Source organism: Palleronia rufa (genome assembly GCF_000743715.1).
GTDB classification, from domain to species: domain Bacteria; phylum Pseudomonadota; class Alphaproteobacteria; order Rhodobacterales; family Rhodobacteraceae; genus Palleronia; species Palleronia rufa.
On record NZ_JQEY01000001.1, the window covers coordinates 535,249 to 562,161 of the forward strand.

Below are 26,913 nucleotides of genomic sequence, written 5' to 3' on the forward strand. Positions count from 1 at the left end.
AATCCAGGAGACTTGCCATGCAGATCACACTCTCCGTCAACGGAGAGAGCCACGCTCTCGACATAGACCCAAGGACGACACTGCTCGACGCGCTCCGGGATCACCTCGATCTGACCGGTTCCAAGAAGGGCTGCGACCACGGCCAGTGCGGCGCCTGCACGGTGCACGTGAACGGCCGCCGGATCAATTCCTGCCTGGCGCTGGCGGTCATGCACGAAGGCGATGAGGTCACCACCATCGAAGGTCTGGGCGAACCCGGAAACCTGTCGCCGCTTCAGGCCGCCTTTGTGCGGCACGATGGTTTTCAGTGTGGCTACTGCACCCCCGGCCAGATCATGTCGGCCAAGTCGATGCTTGAGGAGTTCGGGAATGGCTGGCCGTCCAACGTGACCGACGACCTCACCGCCGCGCCCGATTTTTCCGACGCCGAAATCAAGGAGCGCATGTCCGGCAATCTGTGCCGCTGTTCGGCCTATCCCGGCATCTGCCGCGCCATCCGCGACGCCGCCCCGGATGAGGGCATGCACAAGACGGAGGCCGCCGAATGAGACCGTTCGAGTATGTTCGCGCCGAAACCCGCGACGACGCCCACCGCGCTGACGGGCGCATCATCGCCGGCGGCACCAACCTGCTGGACCTGATGAAACTGCAGGTCGAGACGCCCGAGCGTCTGCTCGACGTCACACGCCTCGACATGCATGAGATAGACGAGGCCGAGAATTCGGTCCGTATCGGTGCGCTCGTCACCAATTCGGACCTTGCCGCGCATCCCCTCATCCGCAAGCGTTATCCGGTGCTGAGCCGCGCGCTTCTGGCCGGCGCGTCGGGGCAGTTACGCAACAAGGCGACGACCGGCGGCAACCTGATGCAGCGCACAAGGTGCCCGTATTTCTACGACACCACGCAGCCCTGCAACAAGCGCGCGCCCGGCACCGGCTGCCAGGCCATCGGCGGGGTGAACCGCATCCTGGCCATCCTCGGGACGTCCGACCACTGCATCGCCACGCACCCGTCCGACATGGCGGTGGGGATGCGCACGCTCGACGCGCGGGTAGAGATCGAAACCGCCGACGGCGACACGAAGCTCCTGCCCCTGGACGAGTTCTACCGTCTGCCCGGCGACACGCCGGAACGGGAAACCGCGCTGGAGCCCGGTGATCTGATCGTGGCGGTCCACCTGCCCGACCCGCCCGCCGGCGCGCAGGCCTACCGCAAGGTGCGGGACCGGTCCTCCTACGCCTTTGCCCTGGTGTCCATGGGTGCCGTCGTTTCGGTGGAGAACGGCAAGATCGCGTCCGCCGCCATGGCGTTCGGCGGGCTTGGGCCGCGCCCCTGGCGCGACCACGATGCCGAATCCGTCCTGGAGGGCGAAACGCCGTCCCGCGCGCTTTTCGACAAGGCCGCCGACGTGCTTCTGGCCGATGCCAAGGGCCAGGGCGAGAACGATTTCAAGATCCCGCTGACCCGCCGCGTCGTCGCCGCGGTGCTGAGCGACCTGACGGGAGTATCCCAATGACCGAACATCTGAAGATGGATGAGGTGCAGCCGCGCCTTCTCGACGAAACCACCCAGGGCGCGATCCATCGCCCCATGCCGCGCCCCGAGGGACCGCTCAAGGTCTCTGGCCGGGCGACCTACGCCGCCGAATGGAAGATGGACAATGCCGCCAACGGGGTGCTGGTCCGCGCCGCCATCCCGAAAGGGCACTACAAAGTTGACGCATCCTCGGTCGAGGCGATGCCGGGATTTCTGGGCGTCTATACCGACCGGATGCCGCGCAACGCCGCGCAGGGCACGATGAATACCAACCCCGCGCAGATCGGCGATGAGATACAGTACCTTGGCCAGCCGATCGCCGTGGCCGTGGCCGAGACGTTCGAACAGGCCCGCGACATCGCCGCCGCCCTCAAGATCGACTACGACCGCGACGATGACGTGGCCGCGGGCCCCGACACCGCGCAGCAGGTGAACGAAAAGGACGACCCGTTCGATCAGGGCGACCTCGACCGGGCGATGGCGGACGCGGCCCATTCCGTGGACGCGACCTACACCACCAAGGGCCACAATTCCGCCGCGATGGAACCCCATGCCGCCCTTGCGGTCTGGGACGGTGACAAGCTGACCGTGCGCGCATCGCTGCAGATGCTCGGCTACAACCGCAACGAACTGGCCGATTCGCTGGGGATCGACGCGGAAAACCTGCGCTTGCTGTCGCCCTATATCGGCGGTGGATTCGGATCCAAGCTGGGAATCTCGCCAGAGGCCATCGCGGCGTCCGTCGCGGCCAAGGAGCTTGGCCGCCCGGTGCGCGTCGTCATGACCCGCAACAATGTGTTCGAAACGGTCGTGCGCCGGACGGAAACCCGTCAGCGCCTGCGCCTGGCGCTGGACGCGGACGGTAAGCTGACGGGCATCGGACAGGAGAACTGGCAGTCGAACCTGCCCGAAGAACCCTTTGCCGAACCCGTCGATCTGGCGACGCATTTCCTCTATGCCGGCGCCAATCGCCGCTATGGGCAGCATATCGCCATCGTGAACCGGTCCGCCGCGGGCTCCGTCCGCGCACCGGGTGAGGCCGTGGGGATGCTGGCACTGGAAAACGCCATGGACGAACTGGCGGAAGCCGCCGGCATCGACCCGATCGATCTGCGCGTGGCGAACATCCCCGAAACCCACCCTGAAAACGGCAAGCCGTTCTCGTCCCGCTCGCTGGCGGAATGCCTGCGCCAGGGCGCGGAAGCCTTCGGCTGGTCCGCGCGACAGGCCCCCGGGGCGCGGCGTGAGGGAGAGTGGCTCATCGGCATGGGCGTCGCCTCTGCGGCGCGGACCAACATCTTGCAGGAAAGCAAGGCGCGGGTCACCTTGAACCCGGACGGCACGGCCTTGGTCGAAACCGACATGACGGACATCGGCACGGGCACCTACGCCATCCTGGGTCAGATCGCGGCAGAGATGCTGGGCCTGCCGCCGGAAAAAGTGACGGTCGAACTCGGCGACACCGACCTGCCCAAGGCATCGGGCTCCGGCGGCTCCTGGGGCGCGGCCTCCGCCGGATCGGCGGTATTCCTGGGCGCGAAGGGCATCCGCAGACGGCTGGCAGAGCGGCTGGGCTGCACGCCGGAGGACCTGCGCCTTCAGGACGGCGTCGCCACCGGGGGCAACAACAGGCGCCCCCTGGCCGAGCTGATGGATGCGCCCCTGTCCGAAATCGGCCATCTGGAAACGGGTGCGAAGTCGAATGACGTCCATCAGGCCGGCTACGGCGCCCATTTCGCGGAAGTCGCGGTCAATACCGTGACCGGAGAGGTTCGCGTGCGGCGGATGCTTGCCGCAATGGCCGCGGGCCGGATCCTGAACGAGCAGACCGCCCGGAGCCAGGTCTGGGGCGGTCAGATCTGGGGGATCGGGACGGCGCTGACCGAAGGGCTCGACCACGATCCCCGCACCGGTCATATCGTCAACAACGACCTGGCAGAGTACCACGTGCCGGTGAACCTGGATGTGCCGGACCTGGACGTGATCTTCGTGGAAGAGCGGGACGACGACGCAAACCCGATCCAGGCAAAGGGAATCGGAGAGTTGGGACTTTCCGGTGCCGGTGCCGCGATCACCAACGCGATCTACAACGCCTGCGGCGTGCGCGTCCGCGACTACCCCGCGACACCTGACCGGATCTTCTCGCATCTCTGAAAGCGAGCGGTCCACCCGGGGGGCGTCGCCAGGCGCCCCTTCCGTCACATTCCGCAACCGAATTGAGTGCCCTTGGGACAAGGCCCGTCTCGCGGGAGGTTTGCGTCGACGCACCGGGCCGGCAGCGTTGAACGGGGCCGTGCCATTCGCGGGCAGATCGGAGACGATGACGGCCTGGCGAAACCCTCAACTTACCCTATCATCGGACCCGGTGTCGCATCAGCCGGAACGCCGGTGCTCCAGAGCCTGAACCGGAAGGACACGCCGAATGACCCATGACATCGCCGTGCTGGGCATCTTTGCCGCAGATACGGCCTATCGGGCCAGCCGGATGCCCGAAATGGGAGAAACGATCCTGGGCGAAGGCTTTGCACTGAACCCCGGCGGCAAGGGATCGAACCAGGCGGTCGCGGCGGCCCAGGCAGGCGGGCACGTGGCGTTTCTGACCCGGATCGGCACGGATACGTTCGGCGATCTGGCCGTGGATACCTGGACCCGGGCGGGCGTTCGTTTCGCCGGGTCGCGTGTGGCCGAGCATCCCACCGGGGCGGCGTTCATCTATGTGGACGCGGCCAGCGGAGACAACGCGATCATCGTGGCGCCGGGCGCCGCGGGCACCATCGGCGCGGCGGAGGTGGACGGCTGGGCCGACACGATCCGGGCCGCAAAGATTTTCCTGGTGCAGCTCGAACAACCGCTGGAGGCCGCCGGACGCGCGCTGGAGATCGCGCGCGCATCCGGGGTGCGCACCATCCTGAACCCGGCCCCCGCCGCGGAAGTGTCCGACGCCATGCTTGCACTCTGCGACATCGTCACCCCGAACGAGAGCGAAGCAGCGCTGCTGTCCGGCCGCGCCGTGACCTCCGTCAATGACGCCGAAGCCGCGGCGCGGGTTCTGCTCGCGCGCGGTGCGGGCGCCGTTGCGGTGACGCTGGGCGCAGCCGGGGCGCTCTACGTGGACGGCGCCACCGTGACGCGGATTGACGGGCTGTCCGCCGGCCCGGTGGTAGAGACGACGGGCGCGGGCGACGCCTTCAACGGCGGGCTGGCCGTGGCCCTGTCGGAAGGCAGTGAGATCGGCGCCGCGCTGCGCTTTGCCAATGCGACGGCGGCGCTTTCGGTGACCCGGGCCGGCGCCGCCCCGTCGATGCCGGATCGGGCCGCGATCGACGCCCTGCTGGCGCGCTAGCCGGGTGGGCACCGCATCGGTCACATGGGCCCGTCTCCCGCCTTGTCTGCGGGGCCGGTATTGAAGGTGGCCCATGTCCGCTCGCCCGGCGGCGGCGGGGTCGGGTCGATATCGCCGCGATGCATGTTGACCTTTGAGATGAAATTGGCCGAAATCGGCGCTGTGACGAACAGGAACGCCATGATCAGCAGTTCATGCAGCGATCCGCCGCGATAGGCGAATCCGTCGATCATCGACGCCAGAAGGAAAGACCCCACGCCCAGGGTTCCCGCCTTGGTCGGCGCATGGACGCGCTTCATCGGCGTGTCGAGCTTCAGCAGGCCGATGGAGCCGACGAGGGTGAAGAACGCCCCCGACAGCAGCGCCAGAGCGATGGCGATGTCGGCGATTTCCATGGTCATTCGATGATATCCCCCCGCAGTACGAACCGCGCGTAGGCGACGGTGGACACGAAACCGAGCATGGCGAAGATCAGCGCCGCCTCGAAATAGATCTGCGTGCCGCCGGCCAGTCCCAGAAGAATCAAGAGTGCTATGGCGTTCACCGCCATCGTGTCCAACGCCAGGATCCGGTCGCCGACGCAGGGGCCCTTGATAAGCCGGACCATGGCAAGGACCTGCGCCAGGCTGACGCAGAAGAACGAGACGATGAAGGCGAGTGTCATCATTCGAAGATCTCCTTGAGCCGTCTTTCGTAGCGGTTCTTGATGCCTTTCGACTCCTCGTCGGGGTCGGCGGTGTCAAGCGTGTGGACCAGCAGGCAGCGACCCTCCGCGGAGAGATCCGCGGAAACGGTGCCCGGGGTCAGGGTGATGGTCCCGGCCAGGATCGCGATGGCCTCCGGTGTCTTGAGGTCCAGCGGGATGACCACCCAATGCGTCCGCATCGCCCGGTTGCTGCGGAACAGGACGATGAAGGCCACCGTGACATTGGCCACCAGGATGTCCCACATCACGATAACCAGATAGACCGCCAGCCTGCCCAGACGCGGCACACGCGGGCGATCCGGCCAGTAGGCGGCGGTGAGCACCGGGATCACCAGACCCAGGATCACCGCCAGGACCAGCGTGCCCAGGCTGAAGCTGTTGACCAGAAGCAGCCAGACCACTGTCAGCAGGAGCGACAGGATCGGATGCGGCAGAAGACGCAGGAAAACAGTCCTCATCGGTCGCCGCCCTCCGCGCCTTCGGTGCCGACCAGCCCGTCCGGTGCGGCGCCGTCGTCGTCGCCCCCTGGGTCCTTGCCGTAGTCCTTTTCCTTGTCGGGGATCGGCTTGCCCTCTGCGGTCATCACGGACGAGATATAGGGTTGCGGCGTCATCAACTGCGCCGTGGTGGCCCTCAGGTAGCCGGTCATCGGTCCCGCGAATACCGTGAGCGCCACCAGAACCGCGATACAGCCGGCCGCGGCGATCACCGGAAGGGCCGGCGTGAGAGAGACCGGGCCACCGTCGACCCCGGCCTCAGGGGGGGCGTCGCCCGTGTCGCCGGCATCGGTCGCCGTGGCCTCCCGGGATTTCCAGAAGACGGTCGATCCGGCCCGCGCGAAGCCCAACACAGCCACCAGGGACGACGCTAGCACGACGGACCAGATCCAGCCCACCAGGGGCGACCCGAACCCCGCGTCCAGGATCAGCAGCTTGCCAAGGAAGCCGGACAGCGGCGGCAGGCCCGCCATGGCGATGGCCGCCGCGAAGAACAGGCCCGCGATCAGCGCGCCGCCGGCAATCGGCGGCGCGCGCTCTACCCGGACGCCGTGGCCGCCGCGCCTGTCGCGCACGATGTCCACGATCAGGAACAGCGCCGCCGTGGCAAAGGTGGAATGTCCGATGTAGTAGAGCGCCGCCTCGATCCCCGCCGGCGTCATCAATGCGATGGCCGTCATCACCATCCCCATGGAGCCGATGACCGAGAACGCCGCCAGCCGGTCCAGACGGCGCGCGGCCAGCACGCCGATCATGCCGACGGCGACCGACACCAGTGCCAGCGGCAGCAGCCAGATGCCGTGCAGGCCTTCGGTCAGCGGCAGGTCCGGCGGAAAGATCAGCGTATAGATCCGGATGATCGCATAGGCGCCCACCTTGGTCATGATCGCGAACAGTGCCGCGACGGGGCCTGGCGCCTCTGCGTAGGAGGCCGGCAGCCAGAAGTGCAGCGGCACCAGGGCGGCCTTGACGGCAAAGACCAGCAGCAGCAGCACCGACGCCACGCGGATCGCCGACGACGCACCGGGGTCGATCGCCGCCACGCGGCCGGCCAGATCCGCCATGTTGAGGGTTCCGGTCTCTGCGTAGAGCGTGCCCAGCGCGAACAGGAACAGCGTCGAGCCGAGCAGGTTGTAGATTACGTATTGCGTGCCGGCGCGCAGTCGAATCGCGCCGCCAGAATGGATCATCAGCCCGTAGGACGCGATGAGCAGGACCTCGAAGAAAACAAAAAGGTTGAACACGTCACCGGTCAGGAACGCGCCCATGATCCCCATGATCTGGAACTGGAACAGCGCATGAAAATGCCGCCCGCGCCGATCCCAGCCGCTGCCGATGGCGTGAAGCAGGACCAGAAAAGCCAGAAGCGCGGTGAGAACCACCATGTAGGTTGAAAGCCGGTCGGCCACCAGCACGATCCCGAAGGGCGGCGTCCAGTCGCCCAGCAGATAGACCGTCACCGTGCCGTCGGACGCACCAAAGGCAAGCCCCGCGGAGATGCCCAGCAGCGCCACGGTGCCGCCGACCGACAGCACCCGTTGCAGGGCGACGTGATAGCGCGCGGCAAGCACGATCAGCGCGGCAAGCATCGCCGGCAGCACGATGGGCATGACGATCCAGTGGCTCATGCCCGGTCCTCTCGCCCGGCGTCGGGCTCATCCCGCAGCCTCTCATCCGCATTCACGCGGTCGTCGCCGACGCCCAGATAGGCGCCCAGGGCGATCATCACCGCCACGGCCGTCATACCGAAGGAGATCACGATGGCGGTCAGCACCAGGGCCTGGGGCAGCGGATCGGTGTAGGTGTCCGCCCCGGTCAGGATCGGCGGGCGGTTCACCACCAGCCGCCCGGAGGCGAACAGGAACACGTTCACCGCATAAGTCAGAAGTGAAGTCCCGACGATGACCGGAAAGGTGCGGAACCGCATCACCAGGTAGAGCCCGGCGGCGGTCAGGATGCCGATGGCGGAGGCGACGATCAGCTCCATGCTCATGTCGTCTCCTTGCGCGACGGATCGATGTCCATGGCGTGTTCGCTGTCCTTCTGGTCCCGCCTGCGGGCCATCCGCGCGAAGCTTTCCAGCGACAGCATCACCGCGCCCACCACGGCCAGGAACACGCCCAGATCGAAGCCCATGGCGCTGGCCCACTCGAACTCTTCCAGCGGCGGGATGGTGATGTAGCCGTAGGAACTGGTCAGGAACGGATAGCCCGCGAACCATGCGCCGATGCCGGTGATGCCCGCAACCAGAACCCCCGCGCCGATGATGCCGTGGAACGGATAGCGCTGGCGGTCGGCGGCCCAGTAGTAGCCAGAGGCCATGTACTGCATGACCAGTCCGATGGCCACGATCAGGCCGGCGATGAAACCGCCGCCGGGCATGTTGTGGCCGCGCAGGAAGATGTAAACGCCGACCATCAGCACCAGCGGCATGATGACCCGCGTCAGCACCACCATCATCAGCGGGTGCATGTCGCCGGCCAGATCCTTTTCGGGACGGCGGTTCAGGAGCTTGGCGCGCACGGGTCCGGACAGCAGCGCCTCGGTCAGGGCGTAGATCACCACCGCCGCGATGCCGAGCACGATGATCTCTCCGAACGTGTCGAAGCCGCGGAAGTCCACCAGGATGACGTTGACGACATTTGTGCCGCCGCCGCCCTTGTAGCTGTTCTCCAGCTGGTAGGCAGAGATCGACGGCTCCACGAAATCCCTCAGCAGCAGATGATAGCTGAGCCCTGCGGCCATCAGCCCGCCGACGACCGCCACCGTCCCGTCGCGGAGCCGCCGCAAGCCGGAGCTTTCGCGCGGCGTCTCGTCCGGCAGGAAGTTGAGCGCCAGGAGCAGCAGGATGATCGTTACCACCTCGACCGAAATCTGGGTCATCGCCAGGTCCGGCGCAGAGAAGAGCGCGAAGCCGATCGACACCATCAGCCCGACGATCCCCATCAGGATCAGCGCGAACAGCCGGTTGCGGTGGAACACGACGATCGCCGCCGTGGCGGTCACCAGCATCAGCCAGCCGGCTACCGCGACCTCGTTCATCGGCAGCGGTTCGCGGGTGGGCGGGCCGACCTCTCCGGTCAGCCAGGCGTGGCCGGACAGGGCCGCCACGGCAACGGCGAAGATCATGGCGTAACGGGTGAACGCCCCGTCGTGGAGCGGTTGGGTCAGCCCGCGCGACAGCGCCACGGCACCGGCCACGATCCCGTCGAAGATCGACTTGGCGTGGGGGACATGGGCCGCCGTCCAGAGCCATGCCGCCGGCCGGAAGAGCAGCAGCACGACCAGCCCCCCCGCCAGCGAGATCGCCGACATCATCAGCGCCTCGGTGATGCCGGGCCACAGCTTGAGATACAGGCCCTCGGGGATGTCCGCCGTGGTCCCCAGGACGGACTGCGCGACGAAGAACACCGCAGGTTGGGCCAGCCAGGGCAGGATGCCGATGACCAGCACCAGCACGCAGAGCAATGCGGGCGGGCCCCACATGCCGATCCCCGGATCGTGCGGCTTGGCGGGGTAGTCGTCGCGCTTGGCCCCCAGGAACGCGTGTCCGATCAGCCGGAACGAATAGGCCGCCGAGAACAGGGCGCCCACGGTCGCCAGCGCCGGAACCAGCCACTCTGGCCCGAAGAACGTGACGTGGGTGGCCTCTTCGAGCATCATCTCCTTCGACGGGAACCCGTTGAAGAGCGGAACCCCCGCCAAAGACAGGCCAGAGATCAGGGCGATGGCGAAGGTCACGGGCATCAGACGCCAGAGCCCCCCAAGCCGCCTGATATCCCGGGTTCCGGCCTCGTGATCCACGATCCCGGCGGTCATGAAGAGCGCGCATTTGAAGATCGCGTGGTTGAGGATGTGGAACACCGCAGCCACGGCGGCATAGGCCGACCCGGTGCCCAGCAGGAAGGTGATCAGCCCCAGCTGACTGACGGTAGAGAAGGCCAGCAGCGCCTTGAGGTCGTCCTTGAACAGCGCCACGACCGCGCCGATCACCATGGTTACAAGGCCGGTTCCGGCGACAAGGTAGAACCACACCTCGGTGCCCGACAGGACCGGCCAGAGGCGGGCCATCAGGAAAATCCCCGCCTTCACCATGGTCGCTGAATGCAGGTAGGCCGACACCGGCGTGGGCGCGGCCATCGCATGGGGCAACCAGAAGTGGAACGGAAACTGCGCCGACTTTGTGAAGCATCCCAGCAGGATCAAAAGCAGCGCGGGCAGGTACAGCGGGCTTGCCTGGATCGCCTCCCGGTTCTCCAGGATCACGGACAGGTCATAGCTGCCCGCGATCCGGCCCAGGATCAGCATCCCCCCGATCATCGCCAGGCCGCCCATGCCGGTCACGGTCAGCGCCATCCGCGCGCCCTGCCGCCCGTCTGGCAGGTGCTTCCAGTAACCGATCAAGAGGAAGGACGACAGCGACGTGAGTTCCCAGAACACCAGCAGGACCAGGATGTTGTCGCTCAGCACGATGCCCAGCATCGCCCCCTGGAACAGCAGCAGGTAGGTGAAGAACTCGCCCATGTTGTCGTCGCGCGACAGGTAGTAGCGCGCGTAGATGATGACGAGACAGCCGATCCCCAGGATCAGCGCGGCAAAGAACAGCCCCAGCCCGTCCAGCATCAGGGTGAAGTTCAGCCCCAGCTCCGGCATCCATTCGACCTGCGCCACCGGCATGTCGCCGGCCAGCACCTCCGGCACCCGCGAGACGAGACCCACCAGCGCCACCGCCGACACCGTCAGCGTCGTCAGAGCACAGGTCCGCCGGCCGGCATTGGCCATGACGGCGGGAAGGAGCGCGCCGAGGAAGGGAGCGAGAACGATCAGGATAAGCGACATGGGTCTCCTTCCGGGCGGATCACCGCCCTTTCTTGAGGCAAATGCTCCGGGTCTCAAGGAAATTCGGCCCCGGCCGCGATGGACGCACGGCCTCCGCCGCGTTACGAGGCTTGGAGTCACCGGAGGCTGCATGACCAATCATCTCTATCAGGGCGATCTTCCGGACGGGCTCGACCTGGGGCCGGTGGTCGCCATCGACTGCGAGACCATGGGGCTGAACCCCCACCGCGACAGGCTCTGCGTGGTGCAGATGTCCGGCGGCGACGGCGACGCGCATATGATCCAGGTCGCCCCCGGCCAGGGCGCCGCGCCGAACCTCGCCCGGCTTCTCGCCGATCCGGCGGTCCTGAAGCTCTTTCATTTCGGCCGTTTCGACATCGCCGCCCTGCACCACGCCTTCGGCGCATTGGCGCGGCCTGTCTACTGCACGAAGATCGCGTCCAAGCTGGTCCGCACCTACACCGACCGCCACGGGCTGAAGCAGCTGCTGGGCGAATTGCTCGATGTGGACATCTCCAAGTTCCAGCAGCAATCCGACTGGGGGGCAGAGACGCTGACCCCCGCCCAGCTCTCTTACGCTGCGTCGGACGTGCTGTATCTTCATCGCCTGCGGGACGAACTGGACCGTCGGCTGACGCGTGAGGGACGCATGGATCTGGCCCGAAGCTGCTTCGACTTCCTGCCGACGCGGGCGCTTCTGGACCTTGAGGGCTGGCCGGACGTTGACATTTTCGCGCACTGACCTGTGCGGAGCGATCCGGGACGTGTAGATCGGATGTCATGCGACGCGGCACATCCTCCAGCCCGACGGGCCATTTCGACAATCCGCATTCGCGTTGGGTTGCCTGGCTCAAGGTCGCGCTGCCCTTGGCGGCGCTCGCGATCCTGTCGACCCTGTTTCTTGTCGCCGACCGGCGCGGCAGCGGCGACGCCATTCCCTACAGCGACGTGCAGCTTGACCGGATCGTGAACGAAGGGCGGATCGCCAACCCCTCCTATGCCGGCGTCGCCCCCGGCGGCGCCGCCGTCACCCTGTCGGCGGACGAGGCCTGGCCCGAGGATGCCAGCCGCGAGACGATGCTTGCGTCCAACGTCATCGGCGCCTGGGAGACGTCCGACGGCGCCCGCGTCGCGCTAAGCTCGGACGCCGCGCGGCTGACCGGCGGCGGCGGCCGCGCGCTTCTGGAGGGCGACGTGTCGATCCGCGACGCGCAGGGCTACCGACTCCGCAGCGAGGCGCTGGAGATCGACCTGGAGACCGCCGATGTCGTCTCGCCGGGTCCGGTCAGCGGAACCTCGCCCGCCGGAGAGATCGCCGCCGGGTCCATGCGCGTGGTGCAAAAGGAGGGGGAGCCCCGCTTGACCTTCTCAGACGGCGTTAAGCTGATATACGATCCCGCGACACCCGACGGAGAGTGACATGATCGCCCGCGCCCTGACCCTCTGCCTGCTCCTGACGGCCGCGCCCGTCACGGCGCAACAGGCCGCGATCGAGTTCGGCGGGCTGACCCAGGATACCTCCCTGCCCGTGGAGGTCGCCGCCGACAACCTCGATGTCAGCCAGACCGACGGAACCGCGGTGTTCACCGGCAACGTCCTGGTCACCCAGGGTGAGATGAAGCTTTCCGCCGACCGCATCCAGGTCGTCTACGCGACCGGCGGCCAGGGCCGGATCCGGACGCTGAACGCGAATGGCGGCGTCACCCTGGTCAACGGATCCGAGGCCGCCGAAGCGTCAGAGGCCGTCTACGACATCGACGCCGGTAACGTGGTGATGACCGGCGACGTGCTGCTGACGCAGGGCCAGACGGCTCTGTCAGGCAACCGGCTGGTAATCGACCTGACCAGCGGCACCGGCCGGATGGAGGGGCGCGTGCGCACCATCTTCGAGACCAGCGGCCGGTAGATGGACGCAGCCCCCGCCACGGTCGCGGCAGCGGCCGCAACCGGCCTCAACGTCGAGCACCTTGCCAAGAGCTACCGCAAGCGTCCGGTGATCCGCGACGTCTCTCTCCAGCTTCGGCGCGGAGAGGTCGTCGCGCTGCTGGGGCCCAACGGATCGGGCAAGACCACCTGCTTTTACGCCATCGCGGGCCTTGTCACGCCCGACGGCGGCGCGGTGCGGATCGATGGGCGAGAGGTCACGTCGCTGCCCATGTACCGCCGCGCGCGCATGGGCATCGGATACCTGCCGCAGGAAATGTCGATCTTTCGCGGTCTGTCGGTCGAAGACAACATCATGGCGATCCTGGAGCTTGCCGTGCCGGACCGGCAGCGCCGGCGAGAGCGCCTTGAGACGCTGCTGGACGAGTTTTCGATCGCGCATCTGCGCGCCACCCCCGCGCTGGCTCTGTCGGGCGGGGAGCGGCGTCGCGCCGAGATCGCGCGCTGCCTGGCTGCCGAACCCAAGTACCTGCTGCTGGACGAACCGTTCGCCGGAGTCGATCCGATCGCCGTGGGTGACATCCGCCATCTTGTCGCCGGGCTGACCGACCGCGGAATAGGCGTGCTGGTGACCGACCACAACGTGCGGGAAACCCTGTCGATCGTCGATCGCGCCTATATCCTGCACGATGGCCGGGTCTTGATGAGCGGCACCAGCGCCCAGGTGGTGGCCGATCCGGACGTGCAGCGGGTCTATCTGGGCGAAAGCTTCCGGCTGGGGTGAAACGCCGACAATGCTGCGCTTCGCCTTGACAGGGCAGCAGTTTTGAGCGCGAAATGTATCGGATGAGACCCGGCCAAGATGACACCGGACCGCACGGCAAAGATCAGTCCTTTCAGGGGCTTGGATCTCTTCATCGCCCCGGTGCCGGACCTGCAGCCCTACAGCGCGGATCTGCGCGGCGACCGACCGGTTGCCCCGCACACGCTGTCCCGCCCATTCCAGAAGGGAGACCACAATGCGCTATCAGATCAGCGGCAAGCAGATCGATGTCGGCGAAGCCTTGCAGGGCCACGTCCGGTCAGAGATCGAGACGGCACTGGGCAAGTATCCCGGCCGTCCGACCGACGCTCTGGTTGTGTTTTCCAAGGACGGGTCGGCCTTTTGCTGCGAAACCGTCGTGCATCTGTCCACCGGGCTGACCGTTCAGGCCAGCGCCCGGGAACACGACATCTACGCCGCCGCGGACGCGGCCGTGGCAAAGATGGAAAAGCAGTTGCGTCGCTACAAGCGCCGCCTCAAGGACCACCACAAGGAGCGGGTGGACCCCGTTGAACTTTCCGGCGCCGCCTCGTATATCCTCGCCGGAAACGAAGCAGCCGATACGGAAGAGCCCGACACGCTACAGCCCGTCATCGTCGCCGAGATGGAAACCCGGATCCCGTCCCTGTCGGTCGGTGAGGCGGTCATGCAGATGGAACTGGCGGGCGCCCCCGTCCTGGTGTTCCGCAACGAGAAACAGTCAAGCGGGGTCAACGTGGTCTACCGCCGGGATGACGGCAACATAGGCTGGATCGACCCCAACACGGCACGATGAGCGGCCCGTCCGCAAAGCAATTCAGGTACATTCATGATTCTGTCCGACCTTCTTGCGCAAGAGGCCATTCGGATCGTTCCGTCCATCTCCAGCAAGAAGCGCCTATTCCAGGTCCTTGCCGAAGTGGCCGAGCAGGCCTATGCGCTTGACCGGGAGGTCGTGCGCGAGGCGCTCATGGAGCGTGAGAACCTGGGTCCCACCGCCGTCGGCCAGGGCGTGGCACTGCCCCATGCGCGGATGGCCGGGCTCGACAAGGTGCGCGGTGCCTTCCTGAAGCTGGATCGCCCGCTGGACTTCGGCGCCGCGGACCGCCAGCCCGTGGACCTGATCTTCGGCCTTTTCGCGCCGGAGAACGCCGGCGTCGATCACCTGAAGGCGCTGGCCTCCGTCTCTCGCACCCTGCGCGACCCCGATCTTTGCGCCACCCTGCGCGCCAACCATGAGGCCGACACGATCCACGCGGTCCTCAGCCAGCCGAGCGCCATCCATGCGGCCTGAGCGGTACGGTCATCGGCGCCAGGATGCGAAACCCAGCATGATGTAGTCGCGCCGGTAGATGCCACGCACCGTCTCCTCGACCTCACTATCGTAAATCGCGGACAGCGGCAGGGGCGGCGGGGGGGTCTCTTCCGCCCAAGGGGGGGCGTCCCGCCCGATCCGCGCGGCCAGTTCCGGCAGGTGACCTGGGGCCTCGTCCTCGCGCAGGATCAGGTCCGGCAGCATGAACTGCGCCATGCCTTGCAGCAGCGACGACTGGCTGGCCCAGGACGGGTCCACGCGGATGGCGGTCTGGCCGCCCAGATTGCCGGCGACGAAGCGCGCGAAGGCCATGAACGCCGCGCGATGGGCCGCCGCGTCGTACCCCTTGCCCGGTGCCGTCTCGGGGATTGGCACGCCGTAGTGGCTGCGCAGCGTGTCGCGGATCTCCACGAAACATTCCGGTCCCGGCATCAGCACGTGGCGGCAGAACGTGTCGTGCAGCCGCGCCACCGGATGGCGCAGCATGGTGAAGGCGCGGGTCTCAGGGCGCTGCCGCTTCCACCGGCGGATGTCCTTCTGAGAGGTCGGCCGGCCCAGTTCCGCAACCTCCGCACCGTCCAGCCGTGCCAGCCAGCGCTCCACGGACGCGAACGGCGCGCCGGCCACCGGCATGAAGAGCAGCGGCGCGGTCCGGGCGGTCACGAAGCCGGAGACCTGCGGACCGCGCCGCGGCTCGAAATTCGGGGTCCTGCCCAATCCGAAATGATCCACATCGCTCAGGCTCCGGACCATCTCGTCGAAATTCTCGACCTTGTCTCGCAGGTCGGACGGATTCTGCACCCGCGTCCTTTGCGCAATCCTGTCCAGCCGGCCCCGCGCACCCAACCACGCGGCCAGCCCGTTCAGCACGTCAAGCTCGCCCACGTCCTCATAGGCGATGTAGAACGCCGTCTGCCCGCTGGTCTGGAGCGCGCGCAGGACCTCCATCTGGAATGCCCCCAGCGCGGCCAGATGGGCACGAAACTCAGGCGGATCAAAGGCGATCCGTGCGGTTTTCGCGCTCGTCATGTCATTCAGGCGCCACTGGTTGGTGGTTCGCGCGATCTTCAGACTGACATAGCTGTCGAGCGGATTGCGGGTCAGCACGATCTTGGCGCAACGCGGGTCCGGCAGCAGCCGGTCGAGCACCCGGCGGTCGTGGTCATGAAAGAACCGGAACCCCGCCATCCCGTCGGTCTGCCGGGTCATCGCCTGCAAAAGCCGCCCCGGGTCCCGGTCGCGCTGCGCGACGGTCACGCCGGCCAGTTCGGTCTTGCCGGCATGGCCGGTGAAATGCGGGTTGAACGCCTCTCCCCAACAGCGCAGGCCGTCGATCTGGTTCAGGCATTCCTCGAGAAAGTTGGATCCGGTCCGCATTTCGGCCAGCAGCACGAACCGATCGAAGCGGTCGGTCAGAGGCGGCCCGCTACCTTGCGACATAGGGCCTGCGGACCATGGGAACGTCGCGACTGGCCGGCTCCTCGGTCGGGAAATCGCCCATCAGATAGGGGTGCATCCCCACGTTGCGCAGGTTCTGCAGGAACTGGCCGAAGCCGGACAGATCGACCATGCGCGGCGCTTCCGTCAGCTGGACGGCCCTCCGGGTCGACAGGTCATCGACGATGGTCTGCAACGCCTCCTCCGGCGCTTCGACGAAATCGGCCATGGTCGTGATCCGCACCCGCGCCTTCACCCAGCGCGAGCGGAGATGCTGCAAATGCGCGTCTTCGCGCTTTTGCAGCAGCGTCGCCCGTTGCCGGATTTCGGCAAACGGCATGTCGGAGCGGAACAGCCGGACCGCCCAGGCCCCGCTGACCACCATCACGTCGGCATTCGGATCGTACGGAAAGATCCGGTCCAGATCCGGCGTGTCGCGGGGGCCGTAAAGAAACGCCTGCCGCTCGCCGCGGGTGGTCCAGATCAGATTGGTCAGGAAGGCGCTGGGATTGTAGTCGCGCAAGGTGGGATTGTCCGAAAGCGCCCCGGAATACATCGTGTGCCCGTCGGCGAATTCCGCCCGTTCGGGCGCGAAGAGATGGCCATGGGTGCGCAGTCCGGTGGCGCGCCGCACCCAGTCGGGGAAATCGTCAAAGAGGTCACCGTAGCCCTCGAACACGCAGTAGCGCGCAGAGGTCGTCGCCTTGATCCGGTCCGGCCGCGGGAAGCGGCCCGCCATGTAGAGCCCCTCGCGGCCCTCCGTCCGGCGCAGGATCGCCTTGGAGAAGATGCGGTCGATCTTGCCGGGTTGCGGGGTAGCGCTGCCGGCGCCGTCCGCCGGTCCGGACAGGAACGCGGCGTAGAGGCGGTCCGCCCGGGGCCAGATCTTGCGCGCCACGAAGCAGTCTGACCGGCGCAGGAGCTGCAGGTGGTCGTCATAGAACACATGCGGCTTGCCCTGGAAATCGAACTTGGCCACCGTCAGCGACCGGCTTTCGACGCGTTCCGAAACCAGCCGGACCAGCGTCTGGAAATAGCTCTCGTCCGGGATCCACACCAACCGGAAGTAGCGGTCGAATTCGGCCCGCCGCGGGTGGGTCAGGATCGCGTCCAGCGTTTCCCGCGTCAGACACCACCACTGCGAGCCCATGTGCGGCGTCAGGCCCCTGGGGATCCGCCGCCGGACCCGCATCCGCCGCTGCAACCGAACGAAGCCGTCGAAGAGCCATCGCCGGTGCTTCCAGGAAAACGGGAACCGCAGGGTGAACCGCTCGTGGTCCAGACCGCCCTGGGTCCATGGCACGTCCTCGATCCGGGCGCTCTCGATGAAATCGACGCCGGGATGGGTGTCGAGGTATCGGTGCAGGTCATCCGGCGGGCGGAGCGGCAGGCAGCTGCCCGACGCCAGATAGACATGGCTGACGTTCCCGAACCGCTCCAGCATCGTCTCGGCGGCCATCTGGGTCGCGCGGATCAGCGACCAGCGTCCCCACTGGCATTTCACGCGGCGGGAAAACAGGATGTTGGGCCGGTCCGACAGCCGCGCCCGGAGCGCATCGTGCTCCCGCGCGCCAACCGCGGCATCGAGGTGAATGACGATCGGACAGCCGGCCTCGGACCAGTGGCGCGCGACCTGGGCGACGCGGTCCGGCGCCTCGTGACACAGCATGATAAATCCGACCGTCACGCCCAGTTCCCCTTCGACATGAGGCCCAGGATCTCAAGCTGCCGCCAGTTGATGTATTTCTCCGACCACATGCACCACATGTCCGCGTCGGCCTCCGCCCGGTCGGCGTAGGCGCGGTACTCCTGGGCTGCGGCGTAGTGCTCGCCCCGGGCGGCCTCTTCCCGCGCGCGGGCGGCGAACGTGTCCAGGAACTTGGCGTGGAGCAGGACGCCGCAGATCTTTTCGCCGCCGCCGTCCTCGAACACCTGGTTGAGGCTCCGCGGCAGAACCAGGTGCGTGGATGACACGAACACGGTGCCCCGCCGCCATTTCACCAAAGGCACCTTGTTCAGCGCCGGGGCCTGGGCCGGAGCGTCGCGGAAATACATCCGCGACCGCGGCCCGCCCTGGATCCAGAGCGAGCAATAGAGCCAATTGCGCGCGATGGTGTAGTTGCCCGCATCGAACCAGCACGCGATGGCCATGGGATCCCTACCCGCCTCATAGGGCGTCCGGGTGATGGGTCCCTTGGGATACATGTCCAGCATCATCGCGCCGAACGATTTGACCTGCGAGCCGTCCAGCCAGTCGGTCAGGGCCTGGATCGGGCGGGTGTCGCAGAACGGATAGACGAAGAACTCGTCCACATCGACGCAGAGCACCCAGCGCCCGCAGCACCATCGCCGGGCCAGCCAGTTGATCCAGTCGGCCCCGTAGCGGGACCGCCGGTAGCTGGCCGCCGTGGTCCAGACCGAGCAATCCGCCTGCTCTGCCAGAAAGGCCCCGCCGCCGTCCGAGCTGTCGTTGTCCACGAACAGGAAGTGCTCGACCCCCATGGCGCGGTAGTAGTCCAGGAAATACGGCAGCCGCACCAGCTCGTTGCGCAGGACGCAGATCAGCACCGTGCGCGCCTTGCGGATGCGGTCCTTTCGAACCGCAACCGGCGAAAGATCCCGGCGCTTGCGGATCGCGCGGTAGTAGCACCGCCGCCGCCGCATCCCCAGCCGGATCCTCGAACTGAGTTTCAACCGCATCGTCCTTCGTCAGCGCCGCATCGTCCCGATCCGTGCACGGGTTATGGCCGAGTTCCCTTAACCACAGGTTGAACGCATTTCGGGTGCCGCTGTCCAGTCACACCCATCCGCCGCGCGACATGAGGCCCAGCGCCTCAAGCTGGCGCCAGGATGTCAGCCGGGTCGAGCGCTCCGACCACAGGACGGGCCCGTCCAGGATCTTTCTGTAATAATCGCGGTAGAGCGGCGAATGGCGGAAATGCTCGCCGCGGTTGAGTTCTTCGGCCGATTTCTCGATCACCTCGTCCAGGAATTTTGTGTGCAGCAGGATCCCGGTCAGGGCCTCCCCATCGCCGTAGATCGCGTTGAGGCGGCGCGGCAGCGCGGCATGGGTCGAGTTCACATAGACATAGCGCCGGTCCCAGCGGATCAGCGGCACCTTCTGCAGCGTCGGAGCGCGGCGGGGATCGTCGGCGAAAAAGACGCGGGCGCGCGGACCGCCCTGAATCCACAGGTTGCCCATCGGCTCCTGGCGCTGGATCGTGTAATTGCCGGCATCGAAATGGGTCAGGGCGCTGTGCGACGCCGCAGCGGTACCAAGCGGACCCTCCGGGTAAAGGTCCAGCATCAGCGCGCCCATCATCCGTGTCCCGCTGTCGTCCAGCCATCCGGTCAGCGCGTCCAGGGGGCGGGTCTGCCAGTGCGGATAGATCAGCAGCTCATCGGCATCGAGGGTCAGGCACCAGTGTCCGTGACCGTGGCGCATCATCAGCCATGTCAGCCAGTCCAGTCCGAACCGCGACAGCCGATAGGACGCGTCCGTGCGCCAGAGGGACACGTCGGGTCTGGCGGCCAGAAGCGGCCCGGTGCCGTCAGTGCTGCCGTTGTCGACCGCCAGGAACTGGTTCACGCCCAGGGCGCGGTGATGATCCAGAAAATGCGGCAGGCGCGCCGCCTCGTTCCGAACGGTCAGGAAGCACAGGATGTCGCCGGGGCGGATCGCGTCCGTGCGGTCCCGTACCGCGGACAACTGGCGCCGGCGGACGACGGCCCGCGCCAGCAAGCGGCGGCGCTTCCATCGCAGCCGGTAGGCCGCCCAGGGATCGGGCGGCAGGCGCGGCGCGGCCCCCGGAGGCGGCAGGGGCCGGCGCGGCGGCAAGCTCAGCCGAGCTCTTGGGGTCCGAGCGTCTTGATGTAGGCGGCCAGATCGTCGCGCAGGTCCGGCCGGCGCAGGCCATAGGCCACCGTCGCCTGCAGGAACCCGGGCTTGGAGCCGCAATCGAACCGCTGGCCGTCGAACTTGTAGCCCCAGACGCCCTTTTCGCTGCCGATCTGCTGGGCAATGGCGTCGGTCAGCTGAATCTCGCCGCCCTTGCCGGTGTCCTGGCTGTCGAGGATCTTCAGCACCTCGGGTGTGAGGATGTACCGCCCGATCACTGCCAGGTTGGATGGCGCCTCATGAGAGTCGGGCTTCTCGACCATGGCCTTGACGCGGACCGCGGCACCGTCGCCCGGCTCGACGTCGAGGATCCCGTATTTCGAGGTCTCCGAGGCATCGACCTCCATCGCCGCGACCATGCAGCCGCCGGTCTGCTCATGGGCATCGACCATCTGCTTGAGGCAGGCGGTGTCTCCCGCGATCACGTCATCGGGCAGGATCACGGCGAAGGGCTCATCGCCGATCAGCCGCCGCGCGCACCAGACCGCGTGGCCCAGCCCCAGGGCCTGCTGCTGGCGGATGGTCGAGATCGCGCCGGAGGGCATGTCCGTGTGGGCGAGTTGTTTCAGAAGCTCGGTCTTGCCCTTCTCCTCAAGGGAGGCCTCCAGCTCCGGCGCGCGGTCGAAGTAATCCACCAGAGAGCCTTTGCCCCGCGCCGTGATCAGGATGAAATCGGTGATCCCGGCCTCGCGCGCCTCGTCCATGGCGTATTGGATCAGGGGACGATCGACGAGGGTCATCATCTCCTTTGGCATGGATTTCGTGGCGGGCAGGAACCGGGTGCCGAGACCGGCAATGGGAAGGACGGCCTTGGTGACTTTCTGAGCCATGAGGAATGTATCTCTCCGGTGGAATGACGTTTGGGTTATGTCTTAGTGCGATCCGCCGTGTTTCAACGCCACCCCCGGTGCGTGAGCGATGAAGAACGGGTTGGCGAACCCGTCCTTGCCATAGGTCAACGGTTCGCGATCGTCAAAGCGCACGACCTGCCCGCCCGCGCCGGACAGCACCGCGTGGCCCGCCGCCGTGTCCCATTCCATCGTCCGGCCCAGCCTGGGATAAAGATCCGCCTCGCCTGTGGCGACAAGGCAGAACTTCAGCGACGAGCCGGCGCTCTTCATGTCCGCGACGCGGTACTGGCCGATATAGTCGTCCGTCGCCTTGTCGCGATGCGATTTCGACGCCACGACCAGAAGCGCGTCATTGTCCGGCGCGCGCACCGACAAGGCCTTGGTTTCACCCGGTGTTTCCTTGGCGAAATCGCCGGCCTCCTCGACCGAGCGCCCTTCGGCATCGGTATAGAAAAGCCGCCCCTTGGCGGGTGCGTAAACGACGCCGCGGACCGGCACGCCGGCCTCTACATAGGCGATGTTCACGGTGAAATCGCCGCGGCGCTGCACGAACTCCTTGGTGCCGTCCAGGGGATCGACGATCAGGAACGTGTCCACATCCTGCCCGTGGCTGGCCGCCTGCTCCTCCGTCACCAGGGGGATATCGGGAAAGACCGCCTGCAGACCGGCAGAAATCAGCCCGTCCGCGGCTTCGTCCGCCTCCGTCACGGGGCTGTCGTCGGCCTTTTCGCGCACGCCCATGTCGGCCCGCCCGTAGATCTCCATGATCGCATCCCCCGCCTCGAGCGCGAGGCGCCGCATGACGGTGACGAGTTTGGGGTGGTCCAAGTCGCATCTCCCTGCCGATTTATCCACGGCGCCCTGTCGGACACGCGCCGCAGCCGTTATCATCGCGCGTCAAGAAAACCAAAAGGTTTTGATGCCAATGGTTAGCGCAGGGCCAGGGGATCCGCGATGTTCCAGAACCGCGTCAACAAGACCAAGCTCGGCGGCGCGACCAGCGTTCTCGAACTGATCTACCACAACACCGTTCGCGCGGTGCGCTCGACCCATGCGAACGCGGTGCTGGCGATCGTGCTCAACATTGCGCAGATGGCCATCATGGTGATGTCCTTTTACCTTCTCTTCGTGGTGCTGGGGATGCGCGGGGCGGCGATCAGGGGCGACTTCATGCTCTATTTGATGAGCGGGATATTCCTCTACATCGTCCACATCCGCACCGTGACGGCGATCTTCAAGTCCGAAGGGCCGACATCGGGGATGATGCAGCACGCGCCGATGACCACGGCGGTCACCATCATGTCCGCCGCGTTCAGCACGCTCTACATCCAGATCCTGTCGGTCCTCACGGTCCTTTACATCTATCACGTGGGCTGGGGGCCGATACAGATCCATCAGTGGGCCGGAGCCTTCGGGATGGTGCTGCTGTCGTGGTTCTTCGGCGTCGCGGTGGGGCTGGTCTTTCTGTCGCTGAAGCCCTGGATCCCGGACCTGATCTCGAAGATCCAGCTGATCTATACCCGCGCGTCGATGATCACCTCTGGCAAGATGTTCGTGGCCAACGCCATGCCCGGCTACATGGTGGGCTGGTTCGACTGGAACCCGCTGTTTCACGTCATCGACCAGACCCGCGGTTTCCTCTTCATCAACTACTTCCCGCACAATTCCAACGTCACCTATCCCGTCGTCGCCAGCCTTGTCGTGCTGATGATCGGCCTGATGGGAGAGCACTTCACGCGCCGCAGCTCGTCGCTGAGCTGGGGCGCCGGGCGCTAGGTCCGGGACCGGCGGGCGGTCCCGCTCAGGTCGCCACGCGGAGGGTGACGTTCACCCGCCCCCCGTCCGGCAGCAGCGACGAAGACCCGAAACGGATCCGGTCCACCCCGTGATGGACCAGCCGTGCCGCACCGCCGATCACCGCCAGGTCGCCGGATCTCAGCCACAGGCTTTCCGTCGGCGCGCCGGACGCCACGTTGCCGACGCGAAACAGCGCCTCGTCGCCCAGCGAAAGCGACAGGACCGGATGGGACAGGTCGGCCTCGTCCCGGTCCTGGTGCAATCCCATCCGCGCGCCCTCCCCGTAGAAGTTCACCAGGCAGGTGTCCGGCGCCCGGTCCGCGCCCGCGTGCGCATCCCACAGCGCCAGCAGGCTCTGCGGGATGTCGGGCCAGGCGCCGCCGCCCGGATGCCGCGCCGCGTATCGATAGCCGCGCCGGTCGCTGATCCATCCGACCCGCCCCGCAGAGGTCATCCGCACGCTCATCTTGCGCCCGCGCCGGGTTTCGGGCCGAAACAGCGGCGCCCCGGCCAGGACCGCACGCAGGTCGGACAGCACCCGGACCTGCGCCTCAGGGTCCAGCGCGCCCCGAAAGACCGCCACCCCGCGAAGATCGACCCTGTCCATTCCCGCTGTCCTTTCCGCAATATCCGGCGAAATCGGCGTCCGTACCGGGATTGCAGCGCCAAAACGCCCTCCCTATATACGAGCGGACGCCGGCCGACGGCGAAAAACATCGGCATATCGGGATCGGCGGGCGGGTGCCGCACTTGCGGGTCTGCCAGCGTAGACATCGCCTAACAAGAGGACCATTGAGAGCATGGCTAAAGTCATCGGTATCGACCTCGGGACCACCAACAGCTGCGTCGCCATCATGGACGGCAGCCAGCCCCGGGTCATCGAAAACTCCGAAGGGGCGCGCACGACGCCCTCCATCGTCGCGTTCACGGACGATGAGCGCCTTGTCGGCCAGTCCGCCAAGCGGCAGGCCGTCACCAACTCCGAGAACACCGTCTTCGCGGTCAAGCGCCTGATCGGGCGCCGATTCGCCGACGAAGGTCTGGAGAAGGACAAGAAGAACCTGCCCTACACCATCGTCGATGGCGGTCAGGGCGACGCATGGGTGCAGGCGCGCGGCGAGAAGTACTCGCCCAGCCAGATTTCCGCGTTCATTCTTCAGAAGATGAAGGAAACCGCCGAGAGCTATCTCGGCGAAGAGGTGACGCAGGCCGTCATCACGGTTCCCGCCTATTTCAACGACCAGCAGCGTCAGGCCACCAAGGACGCCGGCAAGATCGCCGGCCTTGAAGTCCTGCGCATCATCAACGAGCCGACGGCAGCGGCCCTTGCCTACGGACTCGACAAGAAAGAGACCAAGACCATTGCCGTCTATGACCTTGGCGGCGGCACGTTCGACATCACCATCCTGGAGATCGACGACGGCCTCTTCGAGGTGAAGTCCACCAACGGGGACACGTTCCTGGGCGGTGAGGACTTCGACATGGCGATCGTCGACTACCTGGCGGCCGAGTTCAAGAAAGAGCACGGCGCCGACCTGCGCGCGGACAAGATGGCGCTCCAGCGCCTCAAGGAAGCCGCCGAGAAGGCCAAGATCGAGCTGTCGTCCTCCAGCCAGACAGAGATCAACCAGCCGTTCATCACCATGGGCGTCAACGGCCAGCCGCTGCACATGGTCATGAAGCTGACCCGCGCCAAGCTGGAAAGCCTGGTCGGCGATCTCATCAAGCGCTCGATCAAGCCGTGCCAGGCCGCGCTGAAGGATGCCGGCGTCTCGGCCTCCGCCATCGACGAGGTGGTTCTGGTCGGCGGCATGACGCGGATGCCCCGCGTGGTCGAGGAAGTGACCAAGTTCTTCGGCAAGGAGCCCCACAAGGGCGTCAATCCCGATGAGGTCGTGGCCATGGGCGCCGCGATCCAGGCCGGCGTGCTGCAGGGCGACGTCAAGGACGTTGTGCTGCTCGACGTAACGCCCCTGTCCCTGGGGATCGAGACCCTGGGCGGCGTGTTCACCCGCCTGATCGACCGCAACACCACGATCCCGACCAAGAAGAGCCAGATCTTCTCCACCGCCGAGGACAACCAGAACGCGGTGACGATCCGGGTCTTCCAGGGTGAGCGCGAGATGGCCGCCGACAACAAGATGCTGGGTCAGTTCAACCTTGAGGACATCCCCCCCGCCCCGCGCGGCATGCCCCAGATCGAGGTGACGTTCGACATCGACGCCAACGGCATCGTGTCCGTGTCCGCCAAGGACAAGGGCACCGGCAAGGAGCAGAACATCACCATCCAGGCCTCCGGCGGCTTGTCCGACGAGGATATCGACAAGATGGTGAAGGACGCGGAAGCCAACGCCGACGCCGACAAGAAGCGGCGCGAACTGGTCGAGGCCCGCAACCAGGCCGAAAGCCTCATCCATTCGACCGAGAAGTCGCTGGAAGAGCACAAGGACAAGGTCGATCCGACCACGGTCGAGGCCATCGAACTGGCGATCTCGAACCTGCAGGAGCAGCTTGAGACCGACAACCCGGACAAGATCAAGTCCGGCATCCAGAACGTGACCGAAGCCTCCATGAAGCTGGGTGAGGCGATCTACAAGTCCAGCCAGGAGAGCGCCGATCAGGGCGGCGACGGCGCGGGACCCGACGGTGAGGACGAATCCATCGTCGATGCCGATTTCGAGGATATCGACGACGACAAGCGCGCCTCCTGAGGCCCGCCCGCTTCCGAAATAAGGGGGCCGGTCCCAATGGGCCGGCCTTCTTCCGTCAAGGAACCGAACCACCATGGCAAAACGTGATTTCTACGACGTGCTCGGGCTGTCGAAAGCCGCGTCTGCCGACGAGATTAAGAAAGCCTATCGCAGCAAGGCCAAGGAACTGCACCCCGACCGCAACACCGGCAATGCCAACGCGGAGTCGCAGTTCAAGGAGGTGAACGAGGCCTACGAGGTCTTGAAGGACGCCGAGAAGAAAGCTGCCTACGATCGCTTCGGCCACGCCGCCTTCGATGGCGGCATGGGCGGCGGCGGCGGACGGCCCGGCGGCGGCTACGGCGGCACCGGCGGGGGCGATTTCGCCAACACCTTCTCGGACGTGTTCGACGATCTCTTCGGCGACTTCATGGGCCAGCGGCGCGGCGGCGCCCAGCGGGCAACCCGCGGCTCCGACCTGCGCTTCAACCTGCGCGTCTCCCTCGAAGAGGCCTATCGCGGCCTGCAAAAGACCATCACCGTGCCCACCGCCGTGACCTGCGGCACCTGCGACGGCACGGGCGCGGAGGGCGGCGCAGAACCCGCAACCTGCCCCACCTGCTCAGGCATGGGCAAGGTCCGCGCGCAGCAGGGTTTCTTCACCGTCGAGCGGACCTGCCCCACCTGTTCTGGCGCCGGGCAGATCGTGAAGAACCCCTGCCATTCCTGCGGGGGCGCCGGCCGCGTGCAGAAGGACCGGGCGCTGTCGGTGAATATCCCCAAGGGGGTCGAGACCGGCACCCGCATCCGCCTGGGCGGAGAGGGTGAGGCCGGCCTGCGCGGCGGGCCGTCGGGCGATCTCTATATCTTCATCGAGGTCGCCGAGCACCCGATCTTCCAGCGCGAAGCCGAAAATCTCTTCTGTCGCGTGCCGGTCTCGATGATCGACGCGGCGCTGGGCGGCGACATAGAGGTGCCGACCATCGACGGCGGGCGCAGCCGGGTGAAGATCCCGCCGGGCAGCCAGTCCGGCAAGCAGATGCGCCTGCGCGGCAAGGGGATGCCCGTACTCCGCTCCAACGCGGCGGGCGATATGTACATAGAGCTGGCCGCCGAGACTCCGGTGAACCTGACCTCGCGCCAGAAGGAGTTGCTGCGGGAGTTCGACTCCCTGTCGGAAGAGAACAATCCGGAAAGTTCGGGCTTCTTCCGCAAGGTGAAATCCTTCTGGGACGGCATGAAGGGGTGATCGGCGGTCCCCCAGGTGCATAGCCCCCTGGGATCGCTCCGGCGAAGAGATCAAGCCGCAGAGCGCAGG

General features: G+C 66.5%; 26 protein-coding genes. 13 read left to right on the forward strand and 13 right to left on the reverse strand.

Translation table 11 applies throughout. The annotated features are described in order from the left end of the window. Positions 1-17 precede the first annotated feature (17 nt). The 4 genes from KW83_RS02575 to KW83_RS02590 all read left to right on the forward strand — a co-directional run bounded on the left by KW83_RS02575 (position 18) and on the right by KW83_RS02590 (position 4,879). Positions 18-548 (forward strand): 2Fe-2S iron-sulfur cluster-binding protein, encoded by a 531-nt coding sequence (locus tag KW83_RS02575; protein WP_081904412.1) that lies wholly within the window; start codon positions 18-20, stop codon positions 546-548. Then, positions 545-1,516, forward strand: a complete 972-nt coding sequence (locus KW83_RS02580; RefSeq protein ID WP_036173984.1) for an FAD binding domain-containing protein — start codon at positions 545-547, stop codon at positions 1,514-1,516. Before KW83_RS02575 ends, KW83_RS02580 begins: the two co-directional genes overlap by 4 nt. Further along, the gene (locus KW83_RS02585) at positions 1,513-3,690 is read left to right on the forward strand and encodes a xanthine dehydrogenase family protein molybdopterin-binding subunit (protein WP_036173987.1); all 2,178 of its coding nucleotides are present in this window, start codon (positions 1,513-1,515) and stop codon (positions 3,688-3,690) included. The genes KW83_RS02580 and KW83_RS02585 overlap by 4 nt, the downstream gene beginning before the upstream one ends. A 268-nt stretch (positions 3,691-3,958) precedes the next feature. Further along, the gene (locus KW83_RS02590; RefSeq protein WP_036173991.1) at positions 3,959-4,879 is read left to right on the forward strand and encodes a ribokinase; all 921 of its coding nucleotides are present in this window, start codon (positions 3,959-3,961) and stop codon (positions 4,877-4,879) included. 20 nt (positions 4,880-4,899) lie between these two features. On the opposite strand, the gene KW83_RS02595 is transcribed toward KW83_RS02590, so the two are convergent. From KW83_RS02595 to KW83_RS02620, 6 genes are read right to left on the reverse strand one after another with little or no spacing between them, the layout of a single operon-like run. Continuing rightward, the gene (locus KW83_RS02595; protein WP_051928156.1) at positions 4,900-5,280 is read right to left on the reverse strand and encodes a cation:proton antiporter; all 381 of its coding nucleotides are present in this window, start codon (positions 5,278-5,280) and stop codon (positions 4,900-4,902) included. Continuing rightward, the gene (locus KW83_RS02600) at positions 5,277-5,546 is read right to left on the reverse strand and encodes a K+/H+ antiporter subunit F (RefSeq protein WP_036173995.1); all 270 of its coding nucleotides are present in this window, start codon (positions 5,544-5,546) and stop codon (positions 5,277-5,279) included. The genes KW83_RS02595 and KW83_RS02600 overlap by 4 nt, the downstream gene beginning before the upstream one ends. Further along, positions 5,543-6,043 carry a Na+/H+ antiporter subunit E gene (locus KW83_RS02605; protein WP_036173998.1) on the reverse strand — a complete coding sequence of 167 codons (501 nt, stop codon included), beginning with the start codon at positions 6,041-6,043 and terminating at the stop codon, positions 5,543-5,545. The genes KW83_RS02600 and KW83_RS02605 overlap by 4 nt, the downstream gene beginning before the upstream one ends. Beyond that, complete coding sequence (locus tag KW83_RS02610; protein WP_051928158.1) at positions 6,040-7,710, reverse strand: monovalent cation/H+ antiporter subunit D; 1,671 nt, start codon at positions 7,708-7,710, stop codon at positions 6,040-6,042. The genes KW83_RS02605 and KW83_RS02610 overlap by 4 nt, the downstream gene beginning before the upstream one ends. Then, the gene (locus tag KW83_RS02615; protein WP_036174001.1) at positions 7,707-8,069 is read right to left on the reverse strand and encodes a Na+/H+ antiporter subunit C; all 363 of its coding nucleotides are present in this window, start codon (positions 8,067-8,069) and stop codon (positions 7,707-7,709) included. The genes KW83_RS02610 and KW83_RS02615 overlap by 4 nt, the downstream gene beginning before the upstream one ends. A 2-nt stretch (positions 8,070-8,071) precedes the next feature. After that, positions 8,072-10,921: a monovalent cation/H+ antiporter subunit A gene (locus KW83_RS02620; RefSeq protein ID WP_036174004.1), complete on the reverse strand. Its 2,850-nt coding sequence runs from the start codon at positions 10,919-10,921 to the stop codon at positions 8,072-8,074. A 130-nt stretch (positions 10,922-11,051) separates the two neighbouring features. Between KW83_RS02620 and KW83_RS02625 the strand changes: the two genes are divergently transcribed. From KW83_RS02625 to KW83_RS02650, 6 genes are all read left to right on the forward strand, one after another. Continuing rightward, positions 11,052-11,663 carry a ribonuclease D gene (locus tag KW83_RS02625; RefSeq protein ID WP_036174008.1) on the forward strand — a complete coding sequence of 204 codons (612 nt, stop codon included), beginning with the start codon at positions 11,052-11,054 and terminating at the stop codon, positions 11,661-11,663. Between the two features lie 38 nt (positions 11,664-11,701). Continuing rightward, complete coding sequence (gene lptC / locus KW83_RS02630) at positions 11,702-12,340, forward strand: LPS export ABC transporter periplasmic protein LptC (RefSeq protein ID WP_051928160.1); 639 nt, start codon at positions 11,702-11,704, stop codon at positions 12,338-12,340. Position 12,341: 1 nt separating this feature from the next. Then, a complete protein-coding gene (lptA, locus tag KW83_RS02635) occupies positions 12,342-12,827 on the forward strand; it encodes a lipopolysaccharide transport periplasmic protein LptA (RefSeq protein ID WP_036174011.1) in 486 nt (161 codons plus the stop codon). Next, entirely contained in the window at positions 12,828-13,589 is a 762-nt protein-coding gene (gene lptB, locus KW83_RS02640; RefSeq protein ID WP_036174014.1) for an LPS export ABC transporter ATP-binding protein, read from the forward strand. Positions 13,590-13,824: 235 nt separating this feature from the next. Next, on the forward strand, positions 13,825-14,403 hold the full coding sequence (gene hpf / locus KW83_RS02645) for a ribosome hibernation-promoting factor, HPF/YfiA family (protein WP_036174017.1): 579 nt from the start codon (positions 13,825-13,827) through the stop codon (positions 14,401-14,403). Positions 14,404-14,436: 33 nt separating this feature from the next. Next, complete coding sequence (locus KW83_RS02650; protein ID WP_036174021.1) at positions 14,437-14,901, forward strand: PTS sugar transporter subunit IIA; 465 nt, start codon at positions 14,437-14,439, stop codon at positions 14,899-14,901. A gap of 9 nt (positions 14,902-14,910) precedes the next feature. Here the strand turns inward: KW83_RS02650 and KW83_RS02655 are convergent, their stop codons facing one another. The 6 genes from KW83_RS02655 to cysQ form a co-directional block, all read right to left on the reverse strand. Next, on the reverse strand, positions 14,911-16,362 hold the full coding sequence (locus KW83_RS02655; RefSeq protein WP_235191341.1) for a nodulation protein NodH: 1,452 nt from the start codon (positions 16,360-16,362) through the stop codon (positions 14,911-14,913). After that, positions 16,349-18,046 (reverse strand): DUF5927 domain-containing protein, encoded by a 1,698-nt coding sequence (locus KW83_RS02660; RefSeq protein WP_036174023.1) that lies wholly within the window; start codon positions 18,044-18,046, stop codon positions 16,349-16,351. The genes KW83_RS02655 and KW83_RS02660 overlap by 14 nt, the downstream gene beginning before the upstream one ends. After that, a complete protein-coding gene (locus KW83_RS02665; protein ID WP_081904413.1) occupies positions 18,043-19,023 on the reverse strand; it encodes a glycosyltransferase family 2 protein in 981 nt (326 codons plus the stop codon). The genes KW83_RS02660 and KW83_RS02665 overlap by 4 nt, the downstream gene beginning before the upstream one ends. Before the next feature lie 133 nt (positions 19,024-19,156). Next, entirely contained in the window at positions 19,157-20,197 is a 1,041-nt protein-coding gene (locus KW83_RS02670) for a glycosyltransferase family 2 protein (protein WP_407667834.1), read from the reverse strand. Between the two features lie 2 nt (positions 20,198-20,199). Next, positions 20,200-21,087: a UTP--glucose-1-phosphate uridylyltransferase GalU gene (galU, locus tag KW83_RS02675; protein ID WP_036174027.1), complete on the reverse strand. Its 888-nt coding sequence runs from the start codon at positions 21,085-21,087 to the stop codon at positions 20,200-20,202. A 42-nt stretch (positions 21,088-21,129) separates the two neighbouring features. Continuing rightward, on the reverse strand, positions 21,130-21,936 hold the full coding sequence (gene cysQ / locus KW83_RS02680) for a 3'(2'),5'-bisphosphate nucleotidase CysQ (RefSeq protein ID WP_036174029.1): 807 nt from the start codon (positions 21,934-21,936) through the stop codon (positions 21,130-21,132). 126 nt (positions 21,937-22,062) lie between these two features. Here cysQ and KW83_RS02685 point away from each other — a divergent pair, with 126 nt between their 5' ends. After that, positions 22,063-22,884: an ABC transporter permease gene (locus tag KW83_RS02685; RefSeq protein WP_036174031.1), complete on the forward strand. Its 822-nt coding sequence runs from the start codon at positions 22,063-22,065 to the stop codon at positions 22,882-22,884. 25 nt (positions 22,885-22,909) lie between these two features. Here KW83_RS02685 and KW83_RS02690 read toward each other — a convergent pair whose 3' ends face one another. Next, complete coding sequence (locus KW83_RS02690) at positions 22,910-23,512, reverse strand: alpha-ketoglutarate-dependent dioxygenase AlkB (protein WP_036174033.1); 603 nt, start codon at positions 23,510-23,512, stop codon at positions 22,910-22,912. Between the two features lie 193 nt (positions 23,513-23,705). Between KW83_RS02690 and dnaK the strand changes: the two genes are divergently transcribed. Both dnaK and dnaJ read left to right on the forward strand, forming a co-directional pair. Beyond that, positions 23,706-25,616: a molecular chaperone DnaK gene (dnaK, locus tag KW83_RS02695; RefSeq protein ID WP_036174035.1), complete on the forward strand. Its 1,911-nt coding sequence runs from the start codon at positions 23,706-23,708 to the stop codon at positions 25,614-25,616. A gap of 73 nt (positions 25,617-25,689) precedes the next feature. Further along, entirely contained in the window at positions 25,690-26,844 is a 1,155-nt protein-coding gene (gene dnaJ, locus KW83_RS02700; RefSeq protein WP_036174037.1) for a molecular chaperone DnaJ, read from the forward strand. The last annotated feature ends 69 nt before the right edge of the window (positions 26,845-26,913 follow it).

Coding starts and splice junctions, on each gene's coding strand:
- KW83_RS02575 (WP_081904412.1), top strand. CDS start 18: ATGCAGATCACACTCTCCGTCAACGGAGAGAGCCACGCTCTCGACATA.
- KW83_RS02580 (WP_036173984.1), top strand. CDS start 545: ATGAGACCGTTCGAGTATGTTCGCGCCGAAACCCGCGACGACGCCCAC.
- KW83_RS02585 (WP_036173987.1), top strand. CDS start 1,513: ATGACCGAACATCTGAAGATGGATGAGGTGCAGCCGCGCCTTCTCGAC.
- KW83_RS02590 (WP_036173991.1), top strand. CDS start 3,959: ATGACCCATGACATCGCCGTGCTGGGCATCTTTGCCGCAGATACGGCC.
- KW83_RS02595 (WP_051928156.1), bottom strand. CDS start 5,280: ATGACCATGGAAATCGCCGACATCGCCATCGCTCTGGCGCTGCTGTCG.
- KW83_RS02600 (WP_036173995.1), bottom strand. CDS start 5,546: ATGATGACACTCGCCTTCATCGTCTCGTTCTTCTGCGTCAGCCTGGCG.
- KW83_RS02605 (WP_036173998.1), bottom strand. CDS start 6,043: ATGAGGACTGTTTTCCTGCGTCTTCTGCCGCATCCGATCCTGTCGCTC.
- KW83_RS02610 (WP_051928158.1), bottom strand. CDS start 7,710: ATGAGCCACTGGATCGTCATGCCCATCGTGCTGCCGGCGATGCTTGCC.
- KW83_RS02615 (WP_036174001.1), bottom strand. CDS start 8,069: ATGGAGCTGATCGTCGCCTCCGCCATCGGCATCCTGACCGCCGCCGGG.
- KW83_RS02620 (WP_036174004.1), bottom strand. CDS start 10,921: ATGTCGCTTATCCTGATCGTTCTCGCTCCCTTCCTCGGCGCGCTCCTT.
- KW83_RS02625 (WP_036174008.1), top strand. CDS start 11,052: ATGACCAATCATCTCTATCAGGGCGATCTTCCGGACGGGCTCGACCTG.
- lptC (WP_051928160.1), top strand. CDS start 11,702: ATGCGACGCGGCACATCCTCCAGCCCGACGGGCCATTTCGACAATCCG.
- lptA (WP_036174011.1), top strand. CDS start 12,342: ATGATCGCCCGCGCCCTGACCCTCTGCCTGCTCCTGACGGCCGCGCCC.
- lptB (WP_036174014.1), top strand. CDS start 12,828: ATGGACGCAGCCCCCGCCACGGTCGCGGCAGCGGCCGCAACCGGCCTC.
- hpf (WP_036174017.1), top strand. CDS start 13,825: ATGCGCTATCAGATCAGCGGCAAGCAGATCGATGTCGGCGAAGCCTTG.
- KW83_RS02650 (WP_036174021.1), top strand. CDS start 14,437: ATGATTCTGTCCGACCTTCTTGCGCAAGAGGCCATTCGGATCGTTCCG.
- KW83_RS02655 (WP_235191341.1), bottom strand. CDS start 16,362: ATGTCGCAAGGTAGCGGGCCGCCTCTGACCGACCGCTTCGATCGGTTC.
- KW83_RS02665 (WP_081904413.1), bottom strand. CDS start 19,023: ATGCGGCGGCGGCGGTGCTACTACCGCGCGATCCGCAAGCGCCGGGAT.
- galU (WP_036174027.1), bottom strand. CDS start 21,087: ATGGCTCAGAAAGTCACCAAGGCCGTCCTTCCCATTGCCGGTCTCGGC.
- KW83_RS02685 (WP_036174031.1), top strand. CDS start 22,063: ATGTTCCAGAACCGCGTCAACAAGACCAAGCTCGGCGGCGCGACCAGC.
- KW83_RS02690 (WP_036174033.1), bottom strand. CDS start 23,512: ATGGACAGGGTCGATCTTCGCGGGGTGGCGGTCTTTCGGGGCGCGCTG.
- dnaK (WP_036174035.1), top strand. CDS start 23,706: ATGGCTAAAGTCATCGGTATCGACCTCGGGACCACCAACAGCTGCGTC.
- dnaJ (WP_036174037.1), top strand. CDS start 25,690: ATGGCAAAACGTGATTTCTACGACGTGCTCGGGCTGTCGAAAGCCGCG.